This is a genomic window from Haloplanus ruber (genome assembly GCF_024494725.1).
Lineage (GTDB): Archaea > Halobacteriota > Halobacteria > Halobacteriales > Haloferacaceae > Haloplanus > Haloplanus ruber.
The window spans coordinates 235,772-260,630 of sequence record NZ_JANHDK010000004.1; the positions used below are offsets into that span (position 1 = coordinate 235,772).

Annotated in this window: 18 protein-coding genes and 2 pseudogenes; 11 read left to right on the top strand and 9 right to left on the bottom strand. The window is 56.7% G+C overall.

What is annotated here, in order from left to right:
- Positions 1-30: 30 nt before the first annotated feature.
- The 4 genes from NO878_RS14125 (at position 31) to NO878_RS14135 (ending at position 2,184) form a co-directional block, all read left to right on the top strand.
- The gene (locus NO878_RS14125) at positions 31-225 is read left to right on the top strand and encodes a hypothetical protein (protein WP_256406611.1); all 195 of its coding nucleotides are present in this window, start codon (positions 31-33) and stop codon (positions 223-225) included.
- A gap of 376 nt (positions 226-601) precedes the next feature.
- Positions 602-751: a DUF7837 family putative zinc-binding protein gene (locus NO878_RS17400; RefSeq protein ID WP_465262098.1), complete on the top strand. Its 150-nt coding sequence runs from the start codon at positions 602-604 to the stop codon at positions 749-751.
- A gap of 168 nt (positions 752-919) precedes the next feature.
- Positions 920-1,771 carry a ParA family protein gene (locus NO878_RS14130; RefSeq protein WP_256406612.1) on the top strand — a complete coding sequence of 284 codons (852 nt, stop codon included), beginning with the start codon at positions 920-922 and terminating at the stop codon, positions 1,769-1,771.
- The gene (locus tag NO878_RS14135) at positions 1,768-2,184 is read left to right on the top strand and encodes a DUF8115 family protein (RefSeq protein ID WP_256406613.1); all 417 of its coding nucleotides are present in this window, start codon (positions 1,768-1,770) and stop codon (positions 2,182-2,184) included. Before NO878_RS14130 ends, NO878_RS14135 begins: the two co-directional genes overlap by 4 nt.
- A 574-nt stretch (positions 2,185-2,758) precedes the next feature.
- On the opposite strand, the gene NO878_RS14140 is transcribed toward NO878_RS14135, so the two are convergent.
- The 3 genes from NO878_RS14140 to NO878_RS14150 all read right to left on the bottom strand — a co-directional run bounded on the left by NO878_RS14140 (position 2,759) and on the right by NO878_RS14150 (position 5,685).
- Complete coding sequence (locus NO878_RS14140) at positions 2,759-3,109, bottom strand: hypothetical protein (RefSeq protein WP_256406614.1); 351 nt, start codon at positions 3,107-3,109, stop codon at positions 2,759-2,761.
- A gap of 31 nt (positions 3,110-3,140) precedes the next feature.
- Positions 3,141-3,542: a PEP-utilizing enzyme gene (locus NO878_RS14145; protein WP_256406615.1), complete on the bottom strand. Its 402-nt coding sequence runs from the start codon at positions 3,540-3,542 to the stop codon at positions 3,141-3,143.
- Positions 3,543-4,425: 883 nt separating this feature from the next.
- Positions 4,426-5,685, bottom strand: a complete 1,260-nt coding sequence (locus NO878_RS14150) for a tyrosine-type recombinase/integrase (protein WP_256406616.1) — start codon at positions 5,683-5,685, stop codon at positions 4,426-4,428.
- An 809-nt stretch (positions 5,686-6,494) separates the two neighbouring features.
- Here NO878_RS14150 and NO878_RS14155 point away from each other — a divergent pair.
- From NO878_RS14155 to NO878_RS14165, 3 genes are all read left to right on the top strand, one after another.
- On the top strand, positions 6,495-6,725 hold the full coding sequence (locus tag NO878_RS14155; RefSeq protein WP_256406617.1) for a DUF8139 family protein: 231 nt from the start codon (positions 6,495-6,497) through the stop codon (positions 6,723-6,725).
- A 934-nt stretch (positions 6,726-7,659) separates the two neighbouring features.
- The gene (locus tag NO878_RS14160) at positions 7,660-8,139 is read left to right on the top strand and encodes a hypothetical protein (RefSeq protein WP_256406618.1); all 480 of its coding nucleotides are present in this window, start codon (positions 7,660-7,662) and stop codon (positions 8,137-8,139) included.
- Positions 8,132-8,905, top strand: a complete 774-nt coding sequence (locus tag NO878_RS14165) for an IclR family transcriptional regulator (protein ID WP_256406619.1) — start codon at positions 8,132-8,134, stop codon at positions 8,903-8,905. Before NO878_RS14160 ends, NO878_RS14165 begins: the two co-directional genes overlap by 8 nt.
- Before the next feature lie 240 nt (positions 8,906-9,145).
- On the opposite strand, the gene NO878_RS14170 is transcribed toward NO878_RS14165, so the two are convergent.
- Both NO878_RS14170 and NO878_RS14175 read right to left on the bottom strand, forming a co-directional pair.
- Positions 9,146-9,976: a hypothetical protein gene (locus NO878_RS14170; protein WP_256406620.1), complete on the bottom strand. Its 831-nt coding sequence runs from the start codon at positions 9,974-9,976 to the stop codon at positions 9,146-9,148.
- Between the two features lie 237 nt (positions 9,977-10,213).
- Positions 10,214-11,320, bottom strand: a complete 1,107-nt coding sequence (locus NO878_RS14175; protein ID WP_256406621.1) for an NADH:flavin oxidoreductase — start codon at positions 11,318-11,320, stop codon at positions 10,214-10,216.
- A 501-nt stretch (positions 11,321-11,821) separates the two neighbouring features.
- On the opposite strand from NO878_RS14175, the gene NO878_RS17205 reads away from it, so the two are divergent.
- Positions 11,822-13,408: an FAD-binding domain-containing protein gene (locus tag NO878_RS17205; RefSeq protein ID WP_256406622.1), complete on the top strand. Its 1,587-nt coding sequence runs from the start codon at positions 11,822-11,824 to the stop codon at positions 13,406-13,408.
- A 242-nt stretch (positions 13,409-13,650) separates the two neighbouring features.
- Here the strand turns inward: NO878_RS17205 and uvsE are convergent, their stop codons facing one another.
- Positions 13,651-14,544: a UV DNA damage repair endonuclease UvsE gene (gene uvsE / locus NO878_RS14185; RefSeq protein ID WP_256406623.1), complete on the bottom strand. Its 894-nt coding sequence runs from the start codon at positions 14,542-14,544 to the stop codon at positions 13,651-13,653.
- Positions 14,545-14,613: 69 nt separating this feature from the next.
- A pseudogene (locus tag NO878_RS14190) lies at positions 14,614-15,135 on the bottom strand (type B DNA-directed DNA polymerase); the annotation flags it as partial.
- Positions 15,136-15,184: 49 nt separating this feature from the next.
- Between NO878_RS14190 and NO878_RS14195 the strand changes: the two are divergent.
- Positions 15,185-17,368, top strand: coding sequence for a hybrid sensor histidine kinase/response regulator (locus tag NO878_RS14195; RefSeq protein WP_256406624.1), 2,184 nt, complete (start codon positions 15,185-15,187; stop codon positions 17,366-17,368).
- Positions 17,369-17,878: 510 nt separating this feature from the next.
- On the opposite strand, the gene NO878_RS14200 is transcribed toward NO878_RS14195, so the two are convergent.
- Complete coding sequence (locus tag NO878_RS14200) at positions 17,879-18,697, bottom strand: GIDE domain-containing protein (RefSeq protein ID WP_256406625.1); 819 nt, start codon at positions 18,695-18,697, stop codon at positions 17,879-17,881.
- A 324-nt stretch (positions 18,698-19,021) separates the two neighbouring features.
- Between NO878_RS14200 and NO878_RS14205 the strand changes: the two are divergent.
- Together NO878_RS14205 and NO878_RS14210 are read left to right on the top strand one after the other, a co-directional pair.
- Positions 19,022-19,246 (top strand): annotated as a pseudogene (locus NO878_RS14205) (type B DNA-directed DNA polymerase); the annotation flags it as partial.
- A gap of 919 nt (positions 19,247-20,165) precedes the next feature.
- Positions 20,166-21,620: an orc1/cdc6 family replication initiation protein gene (locus NO878_RS14210; RefSeq protein ID WP_379823273.1), complete on the top strand. Its 1,455-nt coding sequence runs from the start codon at positions 20,166-20,168 to the stop codon at positions 21,618-21,620.
- 589 nt (positions 21,621-22,209) lie between these two features.
- Here the strand turns inward: NO878_RS14210 and NO878_RS14215 are convergent.
- Positions 22,210-24,774, bottom strand: coding sequence for a PAS domain S-box protein (locus NO878_RS14215; protein WP_256406627.1), 2,565 nt, complete (start codon positions 24,772-24,774; stop codon positions 22,210-22,212).
- Positions 24,775-24,859 lie beyond the last annotated feature (85 nt).

A 24,859-nucleotide genomic window follows, 5' to 3' on the forward strand; every position in this document is an offset into this window, starting at 1 on the left:
CTTATTGAATCCACAATCGGAGAAGTGGATATGAACTCCACCGTACTAATGTTCCTCTCCATCTTGGTGGCACTCTTTCTCGGATTCACCGTTTCTTTTGTCATTACCCCCGACCCAACAGGTGTTTTCCCAGCTGTCGTGGGAATTGTTCTAACTGGTATACTGAGTCTCGTCTTCTACTTTGGAATCCAGCGGATACTCGCTCTAAACAAGAGTTCGGCGTGAACGACGTATCCTTTCTATTCAGCAGAAACGTCGTCTCAGTTGCCAAGAATTTCGAGAGGCCCTCCCTATTCTGGAATCTCGTAGCAACAGAAGTCTGTCGCCCCGCACGCTGGACACGAGTCGATGTCCGGAGAGACGGTCAGCCCACAGTGACGGCACTCAACGATGACTGTTGAGTCGGATCCAAAAAGTACTCGAGTGAGTACTCTTCGGAGACTCATCGTCTGAAAGTCAGCCGCAAGTGAATTAGTTGTGGCGACTGAGCGAATCCACCGACAGCGGTGCATCGTCAATACGATTCCACACAAGGCTTACACCCAATCATTATTTTACGTTCGATTGGAAGGGATACGTCACACGCTCCCTTCCCTCCCTAATGACCGGCGATCCACCACTCGGAAGCTGTCCGAAATGTGGTGAGGGGCTCTCTGGCGGACACGTCTTGGTCGAATACGAGAAAGACGACGGGACGACTGGAATCTGGGCAGAGTGCCCGATCTGTGACGAAGTCGTGAGTCCTCAGTAACGACTCACAGCGACAGCGGCAATATCCGCAGTTACCCCACGTATTCAGACTATAGTTCGATCTGTGGGTTAACCAACGAGGACAAGTTGGACTGAAATCAATAGGCCGACGACAGACGTCCGTCTGACTGAGATACATGTATCACCGATATGTATACAATATCTGTATATGGCATCAGTGAAACGGGGAGCAACCTACGTCGAGAAGGGCGGGGTCGGGAAGACCACCAGTGCCGCCCATATCGCCGTAGCCGCCCACAACATGGGTCACGAGGTCTTGCTGATCGACCTCGCTGGCACACAGAACGACCTTGCGACACACTTCGGTATCACGATCAGTGAAGATGGAGAGACAAACGGCGTCTCTATCGATGCCCCCATCTCAGCTGTCTTCGGTGATGATTGGGCCTTCCTCCGGGACAACATTGACGACTTGTTGGATCGGATGACGTTCTCCACCGACGAGGGGCCAGATCTTATTCCAGCGGATCCAGGTCTTGGTGGAGCCGACAACAATCTCGCGAATGTTCCACTTGAGGAGCGCTATCAGAAACTCGATGGGTTCGTTGAGGACTTGGTCGCAGACGCATACGATCTCGTGATATTCGACCTGCCCGGTAAGGAGGACAACATCGCACTCAACGGTCTCTTCGCCGCCCGGAGTGTCGTGGCACCGTTGAAACCAGGGGCCTTCGAGCGCGACCAACTACAGAAGCTTGATGCGACGCTGGCGGAGATTAGTGCCGACCTCAATATCGACCTCGGCCTGACGCTAGTCATTCCGACGATCATCAGTAGCCGTGAGACACTTTCGGAGTCGTTTGTCGATCACGTGAACAGCGAGTATCCAGAGATCGTCGGTGAGCCCGTAACGAAGACTGCAGATATCGGCCAAAACCAGAATGCTGGACGGACACTCTATGCAGTCCCTGACGACGAACTCTACGCGACCGGGAAGCGGGCACGCGAGGCGTACAGCGCAAACACCGAACAGCTACTCACGCAACTCACAGATCGATGACCGACAATACAGAAGAGCGCGACCCTGAAGCACTGCTTGAGCAGTCGAAAGAACAGAAACGCCACCTGAGCGAGGCGCAAGAACAAGTGACTGATGACGATGAGCCACCATTAGAGGAGTACATCGCAGAGGTCTATGAGGAACTCGAAGCCGGCGAGGTACCGACGAACCTCACAATGCGGGACCAGAATCTCGCAGCGCTAATTCGCGGCCTTGACGAGGCAGGCCAACTCGATCCAGTTGGCGCTGATATTCGAGACCATCTCGACCGAGATGAGGCCGACTCAGAAAGCCGCGGTTCACTGCTTGGGCTGCTCGTTCGTGCTGGCTTAGCAGAAGTCCGTCCGGATCTTATTGAGGCCGGCGAGTCAGGCTATGAAACATATACTGAGCGGCAAGAAACGCAGTTTTAGCTGTCTACTATTTCCGTATCTCATATCTAGATGACGTATCTGGATCCAGTATCTGTATCTAGTATCTGTATACAATATCCAGATTCATGATCGGCGATTCGACTAAGAGCAAAAACAAAGAGACTGCGATAATTCGAACCCAGAGCCGAAGCGGGCGGTAAGGAACCGATGGAGAGAAATCGGCACTACCGTGCGCTTGTCCTCTCACTCGGATTGGAGCAGGTCCAAGAAATGGGTGCCGATGACATCCTCAGCGACGTGCCTATCTCCGAGGCCCGGAAGCGGGTGGCACTAGAGCGTACCCAGAACAACGGCGTCCCGATCTTCGCACACACCGAGGAGTGCAATATGGAATCCGTTACCTCAAACTGCGGCTCTGTAGTAGACGAGCACGGCTATTCTTTTTCGGCGGGCCAGACTTTCTCTGCAGTGGCGAAAATTCGGTGTGGAGCACTCAAATTATCTGTCTCACTAGTTGGAATGGCCACTTCGAATTCAACACAGGGTTCCTCTTCATCCTCAATTTGCTCGCTCAGTATCCGATAGCCGACGTCACGAAAAGACAAATCAGAACTCAAGAAGGCTCGTGCAGATGCTTTGATCCTCTCTTCATTTGGACCATGTGCCGTGTATATCGCGTGATATCTAAATCGTTTTCTGGATCGGGAGATGTTTCTGCCCGTTCTTTAGCAACTGCCCGTGTTATCTTAGCGTCTGGAACGGTGTATCCGTCCTGTGTTTTCATACTAAGCCCAACCCCGAGGTCGCTCTTTGTCACCGCAGCAGCTTCTGATAATCGGATTTTAGCGGCTTGATCTAATAGATCCACGCTTCTGATATTATCGTCCAATTCGTCGAGGAACTCATCCAAGTCAAAAAATGGATCTCCCTCTCTTTCATAAGGTATCCACAGTTCAATCTCCATGATCTAGCCACTCCCGACGTGCAGTTATGATTTAGCTGGTTTCTTGATCATGTATTAGAACCCATTGGGCATTACAATCAACAGTAAGCACATCTCCGGTGCTGACCTTTGATTGGATATCCGGGCAATCAATCACAGCAGGAATCTCTAGCTGCCGGGCATAGGTAGAACCACGGCCTGTAAGACGTTCCTCGCCATAGACCACGAATCCATCAGCATCGTCTACCCATTCACACATAGCAGGCAGTAGATCTGGCATCACGACGATATCTCCCTCTTGGATATTCTCAACTCCGTGAATATGCTCGAAACGTAGTCGGTCACCTTCCGGTAGATCTACCTCGACACAGTGGGCGTATCCGGTTGCTCGTCCTGTACTGGCGCTAGTCCCATTGATGATGGATGCACCTGTATAATGGAACCCTTCAGCCATCTTACGAGGTTTGTCTCCTACCATTGTCAATCTTAATCAGAAGTTGGAATACTGAGTTTGCCTGCCGCGACGCGACCGACACGCGTGTTCGAGCTGCAACCCAGCTCGAGCTTGGCCGACGGGATTGAATTCCCGCAGTCTAGGTGAGACCGCCGCTCCAAATTTGTATATCGATATGTAATTCATCCCCGTCGTGGCTGTCGCTATCGACTGCCGTCTGCAGGGTGGTTTCGTGGGCGTGGCCCCCACAGAGAGACCACGGAGACAGGGCCGAAAAGGAGTATTTCGGGGTTGCGCAGCGAATCAGAGCGTTAGACCACGGATTCGATTTTGGGTCCAGATTCGAAAATAAGCCTACTAATCATCGAATCTGTACCCACTAATTCAGAACAGAAATCAGCAGACACTGTCGGGCCCAATACTAATCTGTGAGTCTGCTTCCACAGTCTAGCAAAAATCACCGCTTTTTCCTCTCGGAAAATGTGATAGGTTATACCCAGAGGCTGTCTCATCGGGGCCGAAGTTCAACAGAGTTCCAACCCCAACAGACGAATCCACACACCGATTTTCCGGGAGTTCGAGTCGTTCAGTTCGGACTCTGTCTTCTCAACGATTACCCGTTGTTCCCCAGGATCCATACTCTATCACTTCCAAGCCTTGCGTATGCCGAGTCCCGAATTCTCGAACGAATGGAAGAACTTCTTGAGGAGAGTTCGTCCGGCGACACGACTTCTCTCGACGGAGTAGATCCAGTCGCTCGACATCATCGCGATGTTATCCGTAGAGCGGCAGAAGAGAACGACACCGACTCCTAATCAGAGAGCACTCAGTCCTCTCTGAGTTTCTTCGACGACGCTTCACTGTTTGTTTCTTTTTCGTGTTGTCACTGGTCGGCAGAACGGGAGTCCACCGACAAGCCCACCGCTTCAGCAGTGGGTAGCTGACTTCCTGTGGTTGTACGGGATGCTGACAGAGACATTTCAATGGCGAGCCAGTACGTGGCGATCATTAGTGCTACCAACGATTGTCTGCTCACCTGATACGTACTTGACCACGGGTCGATGACGAAACCGTTTGACCGCAATGCAAGGCCAAACCAAGCTAGGAGCAGTGTTCCGAAGACGAAGAAAGAGAATGCTGCGACAGGTTTTGAGCGTTTCAGCACATCTGAAGGATAGATTCCAATCCTGCTATCCCACCATTTTGCGATTGGTGTTGAGAGTCTCTCCACAATCCCGTCAACAGCCGTTGACCAGGCAATCCACAACGGTTTGACGACGTTCAGAGTTGCTTTGTGCCGAGTCGCGTCGTCATCACAATAACGGGTGATTTTCTCCTGGAGCCATTCCTCGTCATCTCGGTATCGGGGGTGTTTGTTGACCCGCGTCTGTGGTGTCCACGTATCAACAGTGATCAATGCCGACTGAGCATCTGGGCGCAGCCCGGTGTAGCCCGGTGGATTCTCTCGAAGTTCAAACTCGTCTTTTGGGGCGGTACCACGAACCCTTGCCAGCTCTCTTGAGGCGCGGCATGCTGTTTTTTTTACGTAGTGCTCTTTCGTTTTCTCGTCCAACCACCCGAATATGGTATCAAGTGCTGGCCCGCGTACGCCTGCCCAAGCATAGTGCGTGGCTGCTGTCGCCCTCAGCATGTGTGGGTACGTCGACGAAGCATCAACTCCGTCGGTCAACTCTGCCACCTTTTTTAATCGCCTCAACACCGTTGAGTACGAAATGGTCGTGTAGGGTACTATTCTAAAGTACAGTTCTATTATCTGCCGAGCCCGCTCTGTCTGGATTGGTACATGCCGGTGGCCGCCTTTCGGCCTCCAATATTCGTCAAGCGCCTCCTCGGAGGTCATATCCTCGTTGTTCTCAGCTAACTTATCGGCGTAGTGCCGACACAGACCGCATTCGCAATCCAGATGCTCAGGTATGATTATCACGGAACGATCAGCGTGATACCAGTCTTCGGTCATGTGGATAACCTCCCCCACACGCAGCCCGACGCGACCGAGCATCAGGAGAAGAAAAAATATCGTGAGACTTTCCTCACGATTCTCGATCTTGGCGGCTGTTTTGAGAAGGTCCCGGTATCGTTTCAACGTGATAACATCAGAGAGACTCGTCCGGCGCTCGCCCATGGAGTGCTAGACCTACCAGTAATATGTAAATATGAGGGCCAAAGTGGAAGTAAAACCGGAGTCTGAACTCTACTTTGCACCCGTAATTTGGATATGACCAGTACGTGGTGTAATCAGTACTAGTATTTGTGACAATTCAGAGAAAATACAAAATAGTGTCATCTTAATGACAAAAAGTCAATGAAAAGGCCCACGACTTCAGCCGTCGAATAAGTCCGACGACTGAGAATCTATCAACTTTCAGAAAGAGCCTGAGGTAGCCGTATCGGAAGTCGAGAACCGAAACGTTCTCGACGTCGATTTCAACGTTGACGACCATCTAGCAGTCACCAGTACTGGCGCGTCCTAGGGGGCCTTCTTGCATCGGAGCTGCGAGACCGCTTCCAGAACCGTGGCGGTGTCGAGCAGCCCGCTGACACAGCGTGTATTCGCCGACTCATTACCGGCGAGGAAGACTGCCCCTGTGCAGACACACGCTCGTGGGTCGACCGTGAGCGAGAGCAGATCGGTGCTCGAAACGACCCACCACACCAGCCGCCGCATTCCGATCATGCCACCCTCTGGCTCGATGGAGACGGTGAGCCAGCCGTCTACTCAACGCACCTCTATCCCGGCAACGTACTCAACTACAGCCCATCGACGACTGCCGATCCCGATCAGCACCAGCGCAACGGCTGGTTCGATATCGTCAACTGGGCCGAACACTGGGGCCTTGAGGTCGACATTGCGCCCGTCTCGTGGTACAATGCTTTCCGTACCGTCACCGTTCTATTGTATCCGCCCGAACGGGACCGCCAACCCAACGAATGATGCAGGAATTCACCACCGGCGACCGCATCCGCGTCGATATTCCCGACGAAACCGACCCCAATCAAGAGCAGTATGACGGTCGCCATGGGACCATCACTGACGTTATCGAAGACCGCGCTGCGGCGGCGACAGGCGACGAGCGTGATAATCACATCTATCGTGTCGGGTTCGAGGACGGGACTACAGCTGACTTTCGGTGGCGTGATCTCCGGCCGCCGCTCAAAGAGTGACTGGATAGTCTGACTCCTTACAGGGCCATACAGCTATTCTCACGGACACATATTGAGAATCGGGCCTGCCAGAGATAATTCGATTTCATTGGTTCATCGCATGACTGGAGTAGGGTGAAATCGATCGAGCGGCTCAAATCTCAATGGGGGATACCCCCTTCCACCCATTTGGAGTGAGTTCACATCTCGAAAGAAGGGGGATGAAATAGAATTCGCGCCCTCAGCGTTGATTGGGTTTCGTCAGCTCCGGGGGGAAGTGGTCCGATCTGAACGCTCGCTGGTCTGGACGATTCCGTTGCTTCTACAGCATCAAAATGTGCGCGGACAATTGGGGCCATTCGGTCATCCCGTCTTGTCGATGCCTGGGACTGAGCTGTCGGTGCTGCGTTAGCCGGATCATCGTCAAGATCCTCTCGGATCGAAACCAGAGCCTCCTCAGTAGTATCAGGGGTTCCTGGCGTCGGAACGGGCGTCGAAAAGGGAGACCACCACGGGATCAGTTGAGATATCCAGAGCCCCTCGTCGTCTTGATCAAGGAAGCCAATCGCGGTGAGGAGTTCACGATGCCGGTCGTAGGAGCGCTGGGATACGCCGGCTTCGTCGACGAGTTGGCTCGTGGAAAGCGGGTCGCTCGCCGCGAGAATCGTCTGGAGGAGACGACGAGCTGATGGCGGGAGCGTCGGGATGAGACGGTCCGCTGGCAGTTGTGCGAGGCCGTGTTCTAGGTCCGCAACCGCAACGGTATCGCCGTCGTGAGTGGCTGCCGCGAGGTGGAGACAGACAGTCGCGACATCGTAGGGGCTCGCCCCTCGATCGTCGGTCGCCAGTACGGACTGGAGCACGTGGGTGAGCTCTCGGAACTCCGAACTCGCCTGGAAGCCCGTTCAAAATGGGCCTCAAGAACGGCCCGAATGCCGGCGTAGGTGTTCGACACATGGACTGGGACCGAAAGTCCGAACGTTTCCTCGTTCCCCTGGGCAACCGATTCGCGGACGTCGTCGTCTGCAGCCTCGAGCGCACCGTGAAGATCGGGCTGGAGCGTCGACGCGTCAGGGCCGACGATTATCCAGTCGGCGACCAGATCGGCAAGCGGTTCGGTGGGATCGAACTCCACGCTCATCCGACGCTTGAGTTTGGGTTCGCGATCTTCGATCAGGTTTCGATAGGCGTTGTGAGTACCGTACCCGTCCGATTTCGGGATCGTATGCCGGAAGAACTGCGTGAAGTCGCGGAGTCGGATCGAGTCACGCCGAAGCTGATCGACGTCCGGAAGCCGCATAGTGATCTGGAGGTCAAGGCCGGCGGCAGCGTAGAGATGCGTCGCCGTCGCGAACAGGCCGTGGACATCACGAAACAGTTCGCGTCTGGTCTCTGTATCCCCATCTTCGACCTCACTCAATACACAAATGAGTGACGTTGCCGACCAACGCGGTTCGGATTCTACTCTTCTGGAGATCATCTCATTGCTCGATAAACACGGTACCGTCGGTGTCACCGAGGTCGCCGATCACCTCGATATCGCGAAGAGTACGGCACATTACCACCTGAACACGCTGTTGCGAAACGATTTCGTGATAAAAGAAGGCTTGAAGTACAAACTTGACACGAAACTGCTGGGGATCGGCATCCAGGCCCGTCGACGTATTCCCCTTTTTAGAGCCGCGAAAGAAGAGATCGGTAAACTGGGTAGCAAGACGAACGAATTGGTGATACTGTCCATCGAGGAACGAGGGCTCGGCGTCTACCTTCATAAGTCAAGTAATGGGAGTGCACTCGATATCGACGCACCGATTGGTCGCACCGCCACACTCCACAATCGAGCCCTCGGAAAGGCGATGCTAGCGTACTTGCCTGAGAAACGAGTCGACGAAATAATCGAACGCCATGGCCTTCCGGAGACGACAGACCGGACGATAACGACCAGAGAACAACTAGACGAGGAACTGGAGCAGGTTCGCGCGGAGGGAGTAGCGTTCAACCGCGAAGAGCATATCGAAGGCATAAATGGCGTCGCTGTGCCGATTCTCAACACCGATGGAAACGTCCTCGGAGCATTGAACATAGCCGGACCAGCCAATCGGCTCCAGGGATCGACATTTACCGAGGATTATCCGTATCTCCTCTCAAAGGCACGAAACACGATCGAATTGGGGATAGAACACAGCGACGACAGCTCCTGAGCGATGGGGCCACAGACGACGGGTCCGAGCGTCGCTTCACGATGGCGACCCGAAGCGCTCGGCCAAACTTCCTTCCGAGATCGTAGGAGCCGCACGCAGCTGCGCACCCAATCCAAACCCGCCAGGCTCCGAGTGGAGGCCATCACGTCGACGATGTCACCGGGAACCGGCAGGTGGTCGGTCGGGTAGAACGTACGGAGGCGGGGGCACGCTTCTCGCGAGGGGACGCTTTTCGGTCGATCACGTCCTCCCGACGAAGTGTAATATCTCCACTACACTGCCGATATTGGCCACGAGAGCGCCCAGGCCCATAATACTGAGTCCGATGCCAAGAACCAACAGGAAGAGTCCTCGAGCGCCCGTTCGCAACGCGGCACTTCGCGGCTCATCGTTCGCCACGATCAGGTGTCTCCCCTCCGATGTCATGACCGCATCTGCACCTCCGGCTGCGCGCTGTGGCGCTGTGCTCGCTTCCCCGACGACGTGTACCTGTTCCCCGACACCGAGTGTTCCCTCTACCAGCTCGATGCGACTCGTGAGCAATCCGGAGTCCGTATGATCTGACGACTCCAGATCGAGTCTCGCTTCGTCCACCCGCTCCAGTAGGTCATCGCCCGTGACTGTATCCGTCTCGTGGTCTAGTGAGAGACTCTCCTCGGTGGGGTCGACGTATATCTCCGTCGTCCCATCGGCGACGATGAACGGACTGTATCGGATGCCAGCATCGATAGAAGGGTCCCCGGTCCCCTGGATCTGGTGGTAGATATTATACTCGTATGCCACACACTCCTCTCCCCGGATCGGTGAGACGAGGGTGTCCCCCGACCGAGGCGGGCGAACGGTTCCGTCGACCCGAACTAACCCGTCGGTCGCGACAGATTCACCGAGTGATACTGAGTCGATAGTCGACAATCTCCACCAGTCGCTCATATCTCTAGCCCCGCGGATCGTCGCGGTCGCCCCTATCACCGTTGCGAAGAGCCCCCCGGCCACCCCCGGCAGAACGCTGTAGACGCTCAGTATGAGAACCCCAAACAGAACAGTGCCGACAAACGTTCTGTCTACAGACACATCCTACGCTTCTGCACTCTCGATATTGGACGTTTCGCTAACGGTGGGCTTCGTGAGGGTCACCCTCCGCCGAGCGGTCAAGATATTTTTGCGCGGCGTTCGTGGCGTAGCACTCGGCTCAGCGAGTTCGGTGTACGGGATCGGTGACCGAACCTCGGGGCGGCTAGTCGAAGCGGTGGCGACGACGCCTGCGGGAGTCAGGGCTGATACGTGTCGGCCGCCCTCACCTCGAGGCAGTCAATCGTCGCCAGGGATCTCGGCGTCGCTAAGCGAGGCGTCGGGCTCGAAGACGATACTCGGGTCCAGATCGTCGAGCGGTTCACCCGCCCGAACACGGTTGGGCCAGTCGTGATTGGCGAGCGCCCCGGTCCCGAGCGTTATCAGGTCGGAGCCGTCCGCGAGTGCCGCCCGCGCGTTCTCTGGGTCGCCGAGACTTCCGTTGGCGATTACGGCGACATCGTCGTCGACGTGCTCGGTCGCAAGTTCCGCCAGAGTGTGATCGGTGTCTGGGACCTCCGCGGCGGTTGCATCGCCGCCGGTGACGTGGACGTAGTCGGCCCCGGCGTTTGAGAGCGCGCTGAAGAGTGCGGCGGCGGTCGCCTCACCGTCCGGCCAGACCCGCTCCTCGTCGGTGACGGCCGCCTGCGAGGTGCGCACGCCGACGACGAACGAATCCGGCGTCGCCTCGTCGATAGCCGCCGTCACCTCGGCGGGGAATCGCGCCCGGTTCGCCGGCGAGCCGCCGTACTCGTCGTCACGGTCGTTGACCAGCGGGTCGACGAACTCGTGGAGGAGATAGCCGTTGGCCGCGTGGACCTCGATGCCATCGAAGCTGGCGTCAGCCGCGCGTTCAGCGGCAGCCACGAAGTCCTCTTTCACGTCTGCGAGACCGTCAGCATCGAGCGCGTCGGCCTCCGGGAATGCGCCGGACCCGCCGTACAACTCGGACATCTCGCCCGGCGGGCGGTAGGCCGAGGGGGCGACCGGATCGTAGCCGTAGCGATTGCCCTGCGCTTGCGCGCCGGCGTGCATGAGTTGCGCGAAGATCGGGCTCCCCTCCTCGTGGACAGCGTCGACGACGCGTTCCCAGGCCGCCGCCTGCTCGTCAGTAGCGAGGCCGGGTTGGTTTAGGTAGCCCTGGCTGTGGGTTGCGTCCGGGTGGATGCCCTCGGTGACCAGAAACGAGAAGCCTCCGCGGGCAAAGGAGGCGTAATAGCGGGCCATCCGGTCGGTCGCACGGCCTTCATCGGTCGCACTCGTGCGCGTCATCGGTGCGAGGCCGATGCGATTGTCGAGGGTGTGACCCTTCAGTTCGAATGTATCGAAGAGTGGATCGTCAGCCATCGTGTGCTTTTACTCCGACTAGGAATATAAGCGGACGGCGATTGCGTGTCCCCTCGCACAACAGGTGTGATATCACGGCCCACCACGCAATCGCAACGCTGAAGCCCGTCGTTTCGAGCGGCAATCCACGACAGTCGTCGACCCCCAAATAGGCTCAGGGTTCGATGTCGGTCGCGGTGTCGACCACCGTCGCCATCGGAGGCATCGATGTCGTCGGGAGTCGCCTAGAACCGGTCGCGGTGCGCGACGAGGCTGTGTTCGACGAGGCGCATCAACGGGGGAGTGGCCCCAATAATCGAGTGCGGGACGCACGACCGACATGGCAGAACCGGCGACGGCCCCCGGTGACGGTGACCAAGCTGAGACCAGTCGAGAGCCGCGCCTCGCCGACGGCCCCGGCGGGGCGCGTGTGATTCCGAATGAAGGAATCTCGTCTGTCACCGGAGTGGAAAACCCCACCGGACGGGAACCGTTTTTGCGATAGCGGCACTACGAACTATCGTGTCCACACCGGCGATACCGACCGTTCCAGCGTCCGCGGCCGCTACCGCCCCGCCCGGCGGAACGGGGTGTGTGCTCTGGCACCGCCGCAACCTGAGGGTGACCGACCACCCCGCGCTCGCCTACGCCGCCCGAGAGTACGACACGGTGTTGCCGGTGTTCATCTTCGACCCCGCTTTCTACGGTCCCAATGGGCTTGCGTGTGACGCCCGAATCCAGGTTCTACACGAGTCTCTCGAAAGCCTCCGGCGTCTCTACGAGGCGATCGGGGGGACTCTCAGCTTCGCCCACGGCGACGCGGTTGAGGTCCTCGCCGGGCTCCACGATTCCGGGTGGGACGTCGTCGCGACCGCCGACCCCACAGCGTCCTACGGCGCGGAACGCGACGACCGTGCCGCAGCGCGGTGTGATACGGTGTTCGTCGACGGCGACGGACTCGTCAGGAATCAGACGTGGACCCGCGAGGACTGGAGTGACCACGTCGAGACGTGGTTCGAGGCCGAGCCGCCGACATGGGACCCCGAGACAGTCGCCTTTCGGTCGCTCGAGGAGCAGGTTACGATCGAGGCGATTGAGGACGGGTACGATATCGAGCCGACAAAGTCGAACGTCCCCGACGGCGGGCGGGGCCCCGGCGTTCGGAAGCTCCGGGAGTTCGTCGAGAAAATTGGCGCCTATCCCGGAAACATTTCCGCGCCGACCGACGCCCGGACCGGAACGAGCCAGCTCTCGCCGTTCCTGCGGTTCGGGTCGCTCTCGGTCCGAGAGGTGTATCAGTACGTTCAGGAAAACGCGCCCGACGGTGCCGGTAAAGAGATGTTCGTCTCGCGGCTGTTCTGGAACAAACATTACCACCAGAAACTCGAGGACTGGAGCGGGTGGATGACTGAGGCGGTCAACCCGGTGATGCAGGGGACCCGCGAACAGAGTCACGACCCCGAACTGGTCACAGCGTGGAAACGCGGAGAGACGGGCTTCCCGATGGTGGACGCCTCAATGCGGTGTCTCACCGAGACCGGGTGGCTCAATTTCCGGATGCGCGCGATGTGTGCGAGCGTCTTCGCCGACCTCTTCCAGCAACCCTGGCGCATCGGTGCGGACTTCTACCACTACCATCTCATCGACTCGGACCCGGCGATCAACTACACGCAGTGGCAGTCACAGGCGGGCACTGTCGGGACGAATCTGATGCGGGTCTACAACCCGATCAAGCAGGTCCGGGACAACGGCCACGAAGGGGAGTATATCAAACGGTACGTCCCCGAGCTCCGCCCGCTACCCATCGAGCACCTCGACCGGCCCGAGAAGACGCCGATCCACATCCAAGAGGAGTCCGGCGTCGTCATCGGCGAAGACTACCCGTACCCGGTCGTCGAGTACGAGGCCGCCCGCGAGCGCGCCATGGCGAAATACGAGCGGCTCAAACCGGATGCGCTCGCCGCGCTAGAGAACCCAGAGATCGCTCGCCGGGCGTCGCTGTCCTCGCGGTCACAACCCCTAGAGAAACGCGAGCAGTCCTCCAGGACAGATGTCAACGAACAGGCGTCGTTGGCATCGTTTTCGGCGTCCGACGTGGACTCCGACTGAGTGACGGGGCGTTGCGATTTTCCCCACAGTGAGTCGACCAAACAGAGTGGGTTCAACTGTTACTCGTAGTTACATCCCCAAAGAAGGTATGCAGTTGTTCATGTATCAACGCGACTTACGGACCCCTCATACCATCGAAATCGCAGTCCCGGCAGCCCTCGACGGCGTCGCCGGGTGGACAGAACTGTTGTTGTAGGTGCGACGAGAACTCAACCCATTCTGCCCATGTGCCACTCTGCTGTTTAGTAGTTGTCCCGCACGCCGAACACCGCCTGTTCCTTGCCGTCGGCCTCGATCATCACATCGGAGCGCTCGCGGAGCCACGTCGGCACGCGCCCCGGGAACTCGGCGTGGGCCTGCGGGCGCGCGTCAGCGCCGTGGAGACGCGCCGACTCGGAGTAGTGCGTCGCTGGGCGGACGTCGCCCCACGTCTCAGTGGCGAGGTCGAATGCCTCGCGGTAGGTCAGCCCCCGATCGGTGAACGCGTGATGGTGATAGTCGAAGAGCACAGGTACGCCGGTTCCGCTGAGAGCGTCAACGAGTTCGGGGACGCTCCAGAGGCTCTCCTTGTCGTCGTTCTCAACAGTTAGCCGGGCGCGTGCGCCGGGTGAGAGTGTATCGACGGCGTCGCGGAACCGCTCGGCTGTGGCGGCCTTGTCCCCGTAGGTCGCGCCGATGTGGACGTTGATCCCGTAGTATGGAGAGCGGTCGAGCCCTATCAAGTCGAGCCAGTCGGCGTGGTACTCAACCGCCTCGACCGAGTTCGCGCGGGTATCGGCGCTGTCGCTCGCGAGCCGACACCAGTAGTCCGGGTGGAATGTCAGGCGCATTCCCTCGCGTTCGATCAACTCGCCACACCGCTCGGCGACCGCGCGGATGGCCTCGTAGTCCGGGAGGTCCGTGAGGTCGAACTGCGAGTTCCACGGGACGAGCGTCGAGGTACACCGATAGAATCGGATCCCGTGGTCGGCGTTCCACGCGAGAATCTCGTGGAGGTCTTCGACGTTCTGGAGCGCTAATTCCGAGGCGTACGGCAAGCCTCGCTCCGCGAACGTCGCCTTCCGCATGTCCCGGTTACACCGCAGCGGCGGGTCGCGCTCCCGAAGAGTGTGGTTCATACAGGGGTAGCCGAGCATTAAGACTCGTTTGATCTATGACCGCGCGTCGGCTTAACGGGTCGGGCTCCGGCGCGGTCGTGCCGTCGTACGCGCCGGAGAGTGACCAACGCGACCGTAACTCGAGTACGTCGACCGGCTCGCAAGCTGCTGGTAGTCCACGTCCGGCCGCCGACTCAGCGAGACGTCGTCGACGCCGGCATCCATCGCCATCTCGTGGAGAGTTGGGATGATTTCGCTCGTTGAACAGACAACGACGTCCGGATCATGCGGGTCGATTACTCCCTAGACGGCAGTCAGGATATCCGTTGGCGAGCCGGTGACGGTGTCGCCGGCGATGGACAGCTCACCATCGGTATCGTTGCTCGTCTCGATCACTGGGACGCTGAGCCGGAGCGTCGACAGCTCACTCGCCGGCGTCGGATTGATGCCGGTCTCCAGACAGTACCGGAACTCTCGCGAGAAGTCGACGTTGAAGCAGGGGAGATCCCCGACTGGATAGTTCGACAGCTGGCACACCTGCCGGGCAAGGGTGACGCGGTCGATGTCGCCCAAATCGACCGCCAGAATGGTCTCCTCGTCCCGTCGAAAGCCCGGTCGCCGCGCAACCATCTCGGGTTTCTGGACGATGGTTTATATTGAATTGGACAATACGATGCATATGAGTGATTTGGGAGAAATCCCTGTTCTCCATGTCGATGATGAGGAGGACTTTGGGGAGTTAACCGCCGATATGCTTAAGCGCAAAGACGGCAGATTCTCCGTCGAGACGGCGACGAGCGCTAGCGATGGCCTAGATCGACTGGCCAGCACCGACTACGATTGTATCGTCTCCGACTACGATATGCCCGGGCAGAATGGGATCGAATTCCTCAACACGGTCCGCAAGGAGTACCCGGATCTCCCGTTTATCTTATACACTGGAAAGGGAAGCGAAGAGATCGCTAGCGAGGCAATCTCTGTGGGCGTCACGGGGTATCTCCAGAAGCAAAGCGGGACTAGTCAGTACGACGTGTTGGCAAACCGGATCAAGAACGCCGTCGAAAAGTACCGCGCCCAGACCAAACTAGCCGACAGCGAAAAACGTCTCAGTCTATTTTTTGATCAATCTCCTCTTGGAGTAATCAAGTGGGACGACAACTTCAATATTTCACGAGTGAACAATGCGGCAGAGAGCATACTCGGGTACGACGCAGAGGACCTGACCGGGCACTCGTGGGAAAGGATTGTACCGAAGAGCGATCTCGAAGACGTTGACGAGGTCGTCTCGTCACTCCTCCGGGATCAAGGGGGATATTACAGTATCAACGAGAACGTCCGTGAGAACGGCGAGCACATCATCTGCGAATGGCACAACCGTGTCGTGACCGACGACGCCGGTGAAGTCGTCGCGATCTTCTCTCAGTTTCAGGATATTACTGAACGCAAAGAGGAGGAACGCAGGAGCGAGCGACGTCGTCATCGGCTTGAGCAGGTGTTCAAGACGGCACCTGCGTGTATCGTCCAGCTTAACCTGTCCGGCGAGTTTGTTTTCGCCAACGAGCGCGCAGAGGAGGTGCTCGGACTAGACCCCGACAACGTGACCGACCGGAAATACAACGATCCAGAATGGAACATCAGAGATCTGGACGGTAGTCGAATGCCGGACAATGAATTACCGTTCCGACGGGTCGTTGATACCGGCGAACCTCTCTATGACGTCCGTCACACCATCGAATGGCCAGACGGAAGCAAAAAAATAGTCCTAGTAAATGGGGCACCAGTTTTTGACGACGACGGCAACGTCAAGAAGGTCGTCTTTGCCATCACAGACGTCACTGAACAAGTTGTCCATGAAAGGCGACTGGAAGCGATCCTCGAGAACACGACGACACCACTGTTTATGAAAAACCGGGATGGAGAGTACCTGCTAGTGAACCACGGTTGGAGAGAGCTGTTCGGGCTGAAGGATACAGAAGTACGAGGTCAAACGGACGCCGATCTGTTTCCCACGGAGATGGCGGCGGAAGTGCGTCGCAACGACCAGAAGGTCATCGAGACTGGTGACCCCGTCCTAAAGGAAGAGCGAATCGTCGTCGGCGGTGAAGAACGTATTTTTCTCTCCTCGAAGACCCCCGTCTACGATATCGGAAACAAGACCGATCCGGACGATCCCGTAGCCATGTTCGGTGTCGCCAACGATATCACCGAACAGAAGGAACGAGAGCGTCGTTTACAGCGACAAAACGAACGATTCGATGAACTGGCGAGTGCAATCTCTCACGACCTACAGACACCGCTAGCAACGGCTCGTGGTCAAGCCGAACTCGCGATCGAAACCGGCCATACTGAACAGATGAAGCGAGCGTTAGACGCTATTAAGCGGGCCGACGAACTCCGCGAGAACCTAGCTGAGGTGCTCCGGACTGGAGAGGTTATCGACGAGACGGAACCAGTCGATATCGAATCGGTCGCGGAGGACGCTTGGAATACAGTCTCGGCAACGGACGATGCCTCTCTTCACGTGTGTGATGACCTCACTGTCGACGCCGACCACAATGCACTCCAACGACTGCTCGAAAACCTGTTCTCAAACTCTCTTGAACACGGAGGCGACGCTGTCACGGTTCGAGTCGGCGGAACCGACGACGGATTGTTTATTGAAGATGACGGGCCTGGGATCCCTGAGAACGAGCGGGATCAAGTATTCAGCCTAGGGTATTCAACAAAAAGCAGTGGAGACGGAATCGGCTTGGCGAGCATCAGCCAAATCGTCATGTCACATAGATGGAATATCGAGCTCATGGAGAGCCCTGAGGGCGGGGTGCGGTTCGAGGTCGGCGTCGTCAACTTCATTGCTGAATAGATCCGCTATACTAGGCAATCTGAGCGTTTTCAGTCGTGGCCGGCTTGACAGCCAATCTGAGCGTTTCCAGTCGTGGCCGGCTTGACAGCCATTTTTATTCGTCTTCGCTTTTTTCACTACGGCCTCAAGTTGCTCAAGCCGTTTCTTGTGATCCTCAACCCGGGTCTCCTGTTCGCGGTCAATACTTAACAGCGCCGGCAGTGAGTGACGGAACAGTCTATGCAGCCGGGGGTCACTCTCGTGTATTTCGTCGCTAATTCCGATACTGAGACCATCCGAGCCGGTGAACCAACCGACGGGTCGATTATTTGCGACAGACAACAGGCACTTCAACAGACGCTTGCCTTGCCGTCGCCGAGAGTCCGCTTTCGGTCGGTCTCATCTAGGGAATAGAGATACACACGTCGAACGACATTGCATCACCTGATGAAGTTATTGGCACTTCTACGTCAGCAGGGTCGATCTTGTCGGATTCATAAAAACTAATTGTCAACCCCCTATTTGCCCCCATTACACTATGGTGAGAATAGCATCTCGAAAAATAAATATTGCAAAAAAGCTGAAACCTGACGCTAATATCAACGCAAACGTTCCCTGACGGGCTTTCGTCTTCGCGATGTTCTGGGGGTCGCCATCCATCAGCCTCAAATTACCTTCTTCAGGAGTCATAACCGCATCCGCATCTGTGATCGTTTCCTCCGGTACCGGAGCAGTCTTCCCAATAACTGTGATTTCCTCGCCAACACTGACCGTCCCTTCAGTTAGATCGACAGGTTTCGTGGAATCGCCTAACGCCAATTTATACGATGTCGGTTCCACCTCAATCCTTTTATCAGCAGTCTGTTCTTTTTTAGTGGAGAGTGTCTCAGTCGTCGTATTTAGTGATAGATTGTCCTTGCCAGGATCAACAAAAACTTCGCCGCTCCCATCAGAGATAATGAATGAACTGTATTTACTGCCAGATTCAACGGGTTCGCTATCGTTACTCGGGAGTACTTTCTTAATGTTAACTCCGTACTTTTCGATATTATACTCGTAGGCTACACACTCTTCATTTAGTATTGGTGATGTGAACGTATTATCGGGCTGTGTTGGCCGAACACGTCCTCGAATCTGAACCAGTTCTCCGGCTGCAGTAGCCTCATCGATTGCCAGTGTATCGGTGGTTACTATTTCCCAGAAGTCTTTCATATTTTTGACCCCGATAATTATGCCTTCTCGTGCTGCCAGAGCCGCCATAATCCCACCAAACAGTGTCGGCCAAAATCCCCACTCAGGCCCAGAACCTCCAGCCAACGGTGTGATCCAGACAAAGTGTTCTACAAACATGTGTTATACATTACAGCCAGTCTAGTGGACATATCGAATATGGACCTGGTTAATTGACAGGTATTCTACTCTTTGGTTGCGTGTTAAGTAATCCCTACAACAGTTCTTAGACGCTAGTGTGCATATTTGTAGTATAATTGTTGCGGCCTTTGAGCCGAGTAGCTGTTGGATAGAATCTCTGTATTCAGCACGACTGCGGAAGTGTATCACTTACTGAGGATTTCAATGAGGGCCATCGAATGGGGTGATCAAGGGTTACTCCACGCGGTCCGAGAGTTCAACACCGACAAGGTCCCGAACTGGCGGGATACTTACGATCCAAAGGAGTACGTGATCGTCAACGACGAGAAGCGTTCACGAGAACGGGTTGCGTTGGCTCACGGGGAGATCAGGTCGTACGATCCGTCGTACTACGAGACGGGGGTCGTCAGAGCTGTCGAAAGTGTGCTGTCGCCGATGGGCTGGGACGAGTCGGAGATTCGTCGGGAACCCACGGAAACACAGTTGACGACGCTTTCGGCGCTCGACGGATCTTTTGATGGACTCTAACCCGAGTTACCCCACAGAGCAGAATATTTCGTTTTGTGGGGTAATCTTCACAGCCAACCCAAACACACCCCTCTATCGATGTGTTCGGTCTGACCGCCACTCTGAGCGTGAGCACTCAGAAAGCCCGCCTCCTCGACGTCGTTCGTGAAGCCACCCCGTGTTCAACTGATCGGGTGGCGGGACCTGCCACCTCAAGCGGGCGGGAGTGTCAACGTGGAGTCGGTAACATTCCGTACTCTACGTAGTCAACTCGACAGAGATTGGAACGCTGAGACGTGTTTCGTCGGGGACAGTGGGATGAGTGACACACGCGAGCCCTTTCCGCCGGTCATCGAGAAGACAGACACACCCCTCTATCGATGTGTTCGGCGCATATGCTGACAGGGAGAGATAGAGGTCACCGAGGACGACCAGACAACTATCAGCTGGAAAACCACCGCCACAAGGCTCGTAGGACGAGGGAACGACAGAATACGGTGCCGCTCACACACCCCGAATTCTGACGAGAGAGACGGACAGGATCACGGCTCGACTGAACACATCGAACACATCGATAGAGGGGTGTGTGAGTGGCTAGTCTAGAAAGCTAGAAGAAGAAGGCGAAGCCGGGTTCTCGGTGACGGCGTTTGTGGCTCCCTCCTGCGCGATTTCTGGGGAATCGTGCGTATTTGGTCTCGTGCTTGCGTCAACGAAGTCTTCTCACCCCCCACCCTCTCGAGGGCGTGAACACATCGATAGAGGGGTGTGTCTGTTCGGTGGTTCGCGTTAACCTTGTGGAACACTTCGTCAGTCGTTTCCGCTGTCATCGTCGACTTCCAGTCGAAGCCGCGATATTTCCCGGAAGAATCGACTGATTCCACGGATCACACTTCGATAGGGGTGGGGAAGATTTTTGTCGTCGGACTGTATGGTTCCCGGCATGGGTGCCGAGGATTCCGAGAACTCTTCATTTGATCCTGAGGTGGGGGGAGACGACTCGTCCACGGATGACGAGACGACGCAGGTCGATCTCGCGTCGGGTTCCTCAGATTCAGAACCGGATTCTACCACCTCGTCAACCACGGAATCCGACGAGGAGACGTCCCAGTCCATCGAGGACATGTTACTCGAGTTCGACGAGCAAGAGGGACTGATCCGCGACCGGTCCCTCCTCGACCCGAACTACGTAGTCGAAGAGGACCGGATCGTCGGCCGCGACGAACAACTCCAGGAAGTGACGAAGATGCTGCGGGTGGCGCTCGGCGATAACCGCCCGCCGAACCTCTTTCTCTACGGGCCATCCGGAACGGGCAAGTCCCTTATTACGAAGGCCGTTTGCCACAACATCAGCCGGATCTGTGAGACACGGGACATTCAGTTTGGGACGATCGAGGTCAACTGCCAAGATCTCGACACACTGGGCGTTGCTGTCTACGAACTGGCGAGCCAGGCCGCTGACGAAGCAGGTGTCGACATTGACGTTCCAAAACACGGCGTCGCGACCAAGGAAAAGTGGGACGAACTCTATCGAATCGTCAACGAGAACTTCGATTCCGTCGTGTTCGTCCTCGACGAACTCGATATGCTGGTGGGACGTCGTGATAAACAGGACCCGGCGTTTTCGCGACTGCTCTACCAACTCTCCCGAGCGGGAGCCAACGACGAACTGACCGCCTACATCTCTGTCGTTGCCATCTCGAACGACGCTCGTATGATGGAGTCCGTCGGAAGTCGCGCGTTGAGTTCGTTCACTCCCGAGGATGTCCACTTCGACGACTACGATGCGAACCAACTCCAGTCGATTCTTCGCCGACGGCGGGATGCGTTCCACGACGACGTCTTGGACGGCGACGTGATTCCGCTCGCAGCGGCGTTTGCCGCGCAAACGCACGGCGATGCACGAAAAGCGATCGACCTGATGCGTGTCGCCGGCGAACTCGCCGAACGCGAAGGTGATGAACGCGTTCGCGAAGAGCACGTGCGTGCAGCGCAAGACAAAGTCGAGAAAAATCGCGTTCTCGAAGTGGTTCGTGGTATCAGTACACAGAAGAAACTCTGTCTCTACGCGACTGGCGCCGTTGCCGCGGAGACGAATAACGGCACGGCTCGCAGTACGACCGGCTATCGCGTGTATCAGTTTCTCACCGACTCCATCGACGCCGATCAGTATCACCAGGAGACGTACGTCAACAAAATGAAGGAATTAACGACGTACTCGCTGGTCGACTTCGAGCGCCGCAGCCACGGTCCCAGTTCCGGGATGTTCCTTGAGTTCCAGTTCGGCGAACGTCCCGAGACAATTCTTGAGACGCTTCGCGAGGACTCCCGGATCGATATGGTCTCACAGGAGGAAGTCGAATCGGTTGTGAACGCGCAGATCCGAAACGAGACCTGAGCGCGGACCGCTCCACGTCCCGTATCGTACGGGCGGCACCCCTCTATCGATGTGTATCGGCCGGATGTTACCGCGTCTCATACTGTACCTGTTCCGTGTGTTGCGCTCGTGAGGCCTGCTGCGTCAGACGCGCGTCACACACCTCTATCGATGTGTATTCGAGCATAGTATCGACTCTCGCGGCAGAAATCGGTGGTCTTGAATCGACCACTTTTGCGGATCGATCCGCTGACTGACGGCAGAGCAGCGCCCGTTTCGATGCGCTTCGAACTTGATCATCGTTCGTCTGCTTCGCAGCACACGCACCGCTATCGATGTGTTGGTCGCGCGCTCTGCTTCCACGCACCCCTCTATCGATGTGTATTCGCGAAAATTGCGTCGTGGCCTTCGACGGCACGTCGTCCGGGATGTCCTCCGGTCGCTCGTCGATATCGTCCCCGTCCGACCTCTCTTCGAGACGGGCCTCGCGAGCTTTGTGTTCTGCCAGCTTCTCGGCGTAGTGTGCCACGTGCTGGGGTTGGCGAGTCGCCGCTGAGTGTGTTTTAGAGCGCAGCATCCCTCCTTTCTACGGCACGCTCATCGCGCATGCTCAGCACTCTGCAAAGTCGACACCGGTAATCTCGAAGCGTGCGCCACCTGCGTCACTGCTGGTCACAGTGATGTCCCAGGCGTGAGCCGCGACGACCCGTTTGACGATATTTAGCCCGAAGCCGGTGCCGTCGTGGCTCGTGGAATAGCCTATTTCGAAGCAGTTCTCGCGTTCCTCCACAGGAATGCCCACCCCATCATCCTCAATGTAGAATCCGCCGTCAATATCGCCAACGGTGATCGATACCTCCTCGTCGTTGTGGTCAACCGCGTTCGAAAAGAGATTCTCCAACAGCTGCTTGAGTCGGGCTTTTTCGGCGACAACCGTCGCGTCTGTCTTGACCGAAACCGAAACGTCCGGCGGGACGGCCGTCAGTGCACACTCGCCGGCGAGGTCGTCGAGGCTTACTGACGCGGGCTCCGACCCTGTCTCCCCCTGGCGTGCGAGCGTCAGCAGGTCGTCGAGAAGTTGCTCCATGCGCTCGACCGACCGCCAGCACCGCTCTAGGTGGTCTTCATCGTCTGTGTCGATCAACTCGAGCGACCCGGACAGCGTATGTAGTGGGTTCTGAATATCGTGGCTGACGACCGAGACGAACTCGTCGAGGCGCTCGTTCTGGCGCTTGAGCTTGCGCTCGCGTTGTTTGCGGTCCGTGATGTCGCGGAAGTAGCCCTGGTTCAGATACTCGCCGTCGATTTCGACGGTTTGGGCGTTGATTTCCACGGGAATTTCCTCGCCGTCCGCGTTGAGAACATACACATCCACCTGTTCGCGCAGCGCTTCGGCACGATTGCCTTCGGACGTCACGTGCTCTTCAAAAATTCGTGCGTACTCCTCCACCTTCTCGGGGGGATGAAGATCCGTCTGGTGCATGCCGACAATCTCCTCGCGGGGCCGGTCGAGTAACCGTGTCGCCATCTGGTTTGTCTTCTGTATCTCGCCCGTTTCGGCATTAGCGATGAAGATCGCATCGGGGGCTGTATCGAGAAGTGTCCGGTACCGCTCGGTGGTCTGTTCGAGATCCTGTTCGCGTTCCTTACGCTCGGTAATATCTGTGACAACCCCAATATAGCGGGGCGAAAGCCCATTGATATCGGTGAATTCGGCTCGTGCGCGAACCCACAACAGTCTGTCGTCGGCCGTTCGAATACGGTACTCGGCTTCGAAGGGATCACGCGACGGAAGTGCGTCTTCGATAGCAGCTTCGAGCACTTGGAGATCACCTTCATAAACGCGCTTGGTAAAGGCCTCGTAGGTACCCTCAAACGTGCCGGGTTCGAGGTCGAACAGCCGCTCGGTGGATTCGTGCCACACCACTTCGTCGGTCTCTGGCTCCCATTCCCAGACTCCGGCGTTCGACCCTTCAAGTGCGACTGTCAGTCGCTGGCGTTGCTGTTCAAGCTCCTGCTTGCGTTCTTTGCGCTCGGTGATGTCTTCTTGATTTCCGAGATACCTGACGATCTGGCCGTCGTCGTCGTAAATCGGAGTGATTGTCAGACGGTTCCAGAACTCTGTTCCGTCCTTTCTGTCGTTGCGTAGTTCGACACAGACTGATTCTTCGTTATCAACGGCCTCACGGAGGGTTGCAATCTTTTCGGAGTCTGTGTTCTCGCTCTGGAGGAATCGGCAGTTGCGTCCGAGTGACTCTTCGCGTGAATAGCCGGTCATCTCTTCGAATGCGTCGTTGACATAGGTCAGCGGTTCGTCTGGCTGTGAGGGATCGGCTAGGGTAATTGGGATGTTCGCGTCGTCGATAGCTTGCTGGAGGAGGCGAAGTTCCCGCTGGCGGTCCTCCCTGTCTGTGACGTCGTTGATGGCTCCACGAATCGTCGTCGTGTCTCCGTTGGTTGTCACCGGCCTATAGGTTACATCCAACAACTTTTCTCTCGCATTTGGATGTTTATAGCGGTACGTTCTGCGTGTCTCCTCGCCCGTCTCGATGGTTTGCTGGATCGTTTGCTTAATGTTCTTCTGGTCGTCTGGATGAAAATGTTGCAAGCTCTCCTTGATGCTGAGGTTCGCCTGTTCGGGAGCATTCAGTATCTGGCAGGCTCCATCTGTCAGGAGGACTTCCCCAGTATCAGTATCTAGTTCGAAGCCGCCGGTATTGCCGGCAAACTCCGTTAGTCGCATCAGTTGTTCCTGTCTGTCAGCCCGCTTGGCCTCGCGCCGGGCCTGAATGGCATTCAGAATCCGGTTGGCCAGGAGTTCGTACTTTTCTGACCCTGAGCCCTTCTGAAGATAGTCTGTTGCGTCTAGAGCGATAGCCTCGCTAGCGACGGCCTCACTGCCCCTACCGGTAAAGAGAATAAACGGAAGACTGGGGTACTCCTCTCGGACCGCTCGCAAGAATTCGAGCCCGTCCATACCGGGCATATTGTAATCCGAGACCACACAGTCAGGCGGGCTATCACGAATCTTCTCCAACCCCTCGTCGGCACTCGTTGCTGTCTCGACAGCGAGTCGGTCATCCTCGCGCTCAAGAAAGGCCCCGGTCAGATCCGTAACCGAGGGCTCGTCGTCGACATGGAGGACCCGAACCTCGCCTTGAGAGCTGAGTTGCATACTACCTACGTTTGTGACTGTCGTAAAAAAATGGTGCGACAAAATCAGAATTGAAACTTGACTCGTAGGCCTGAGCGACCAGCTT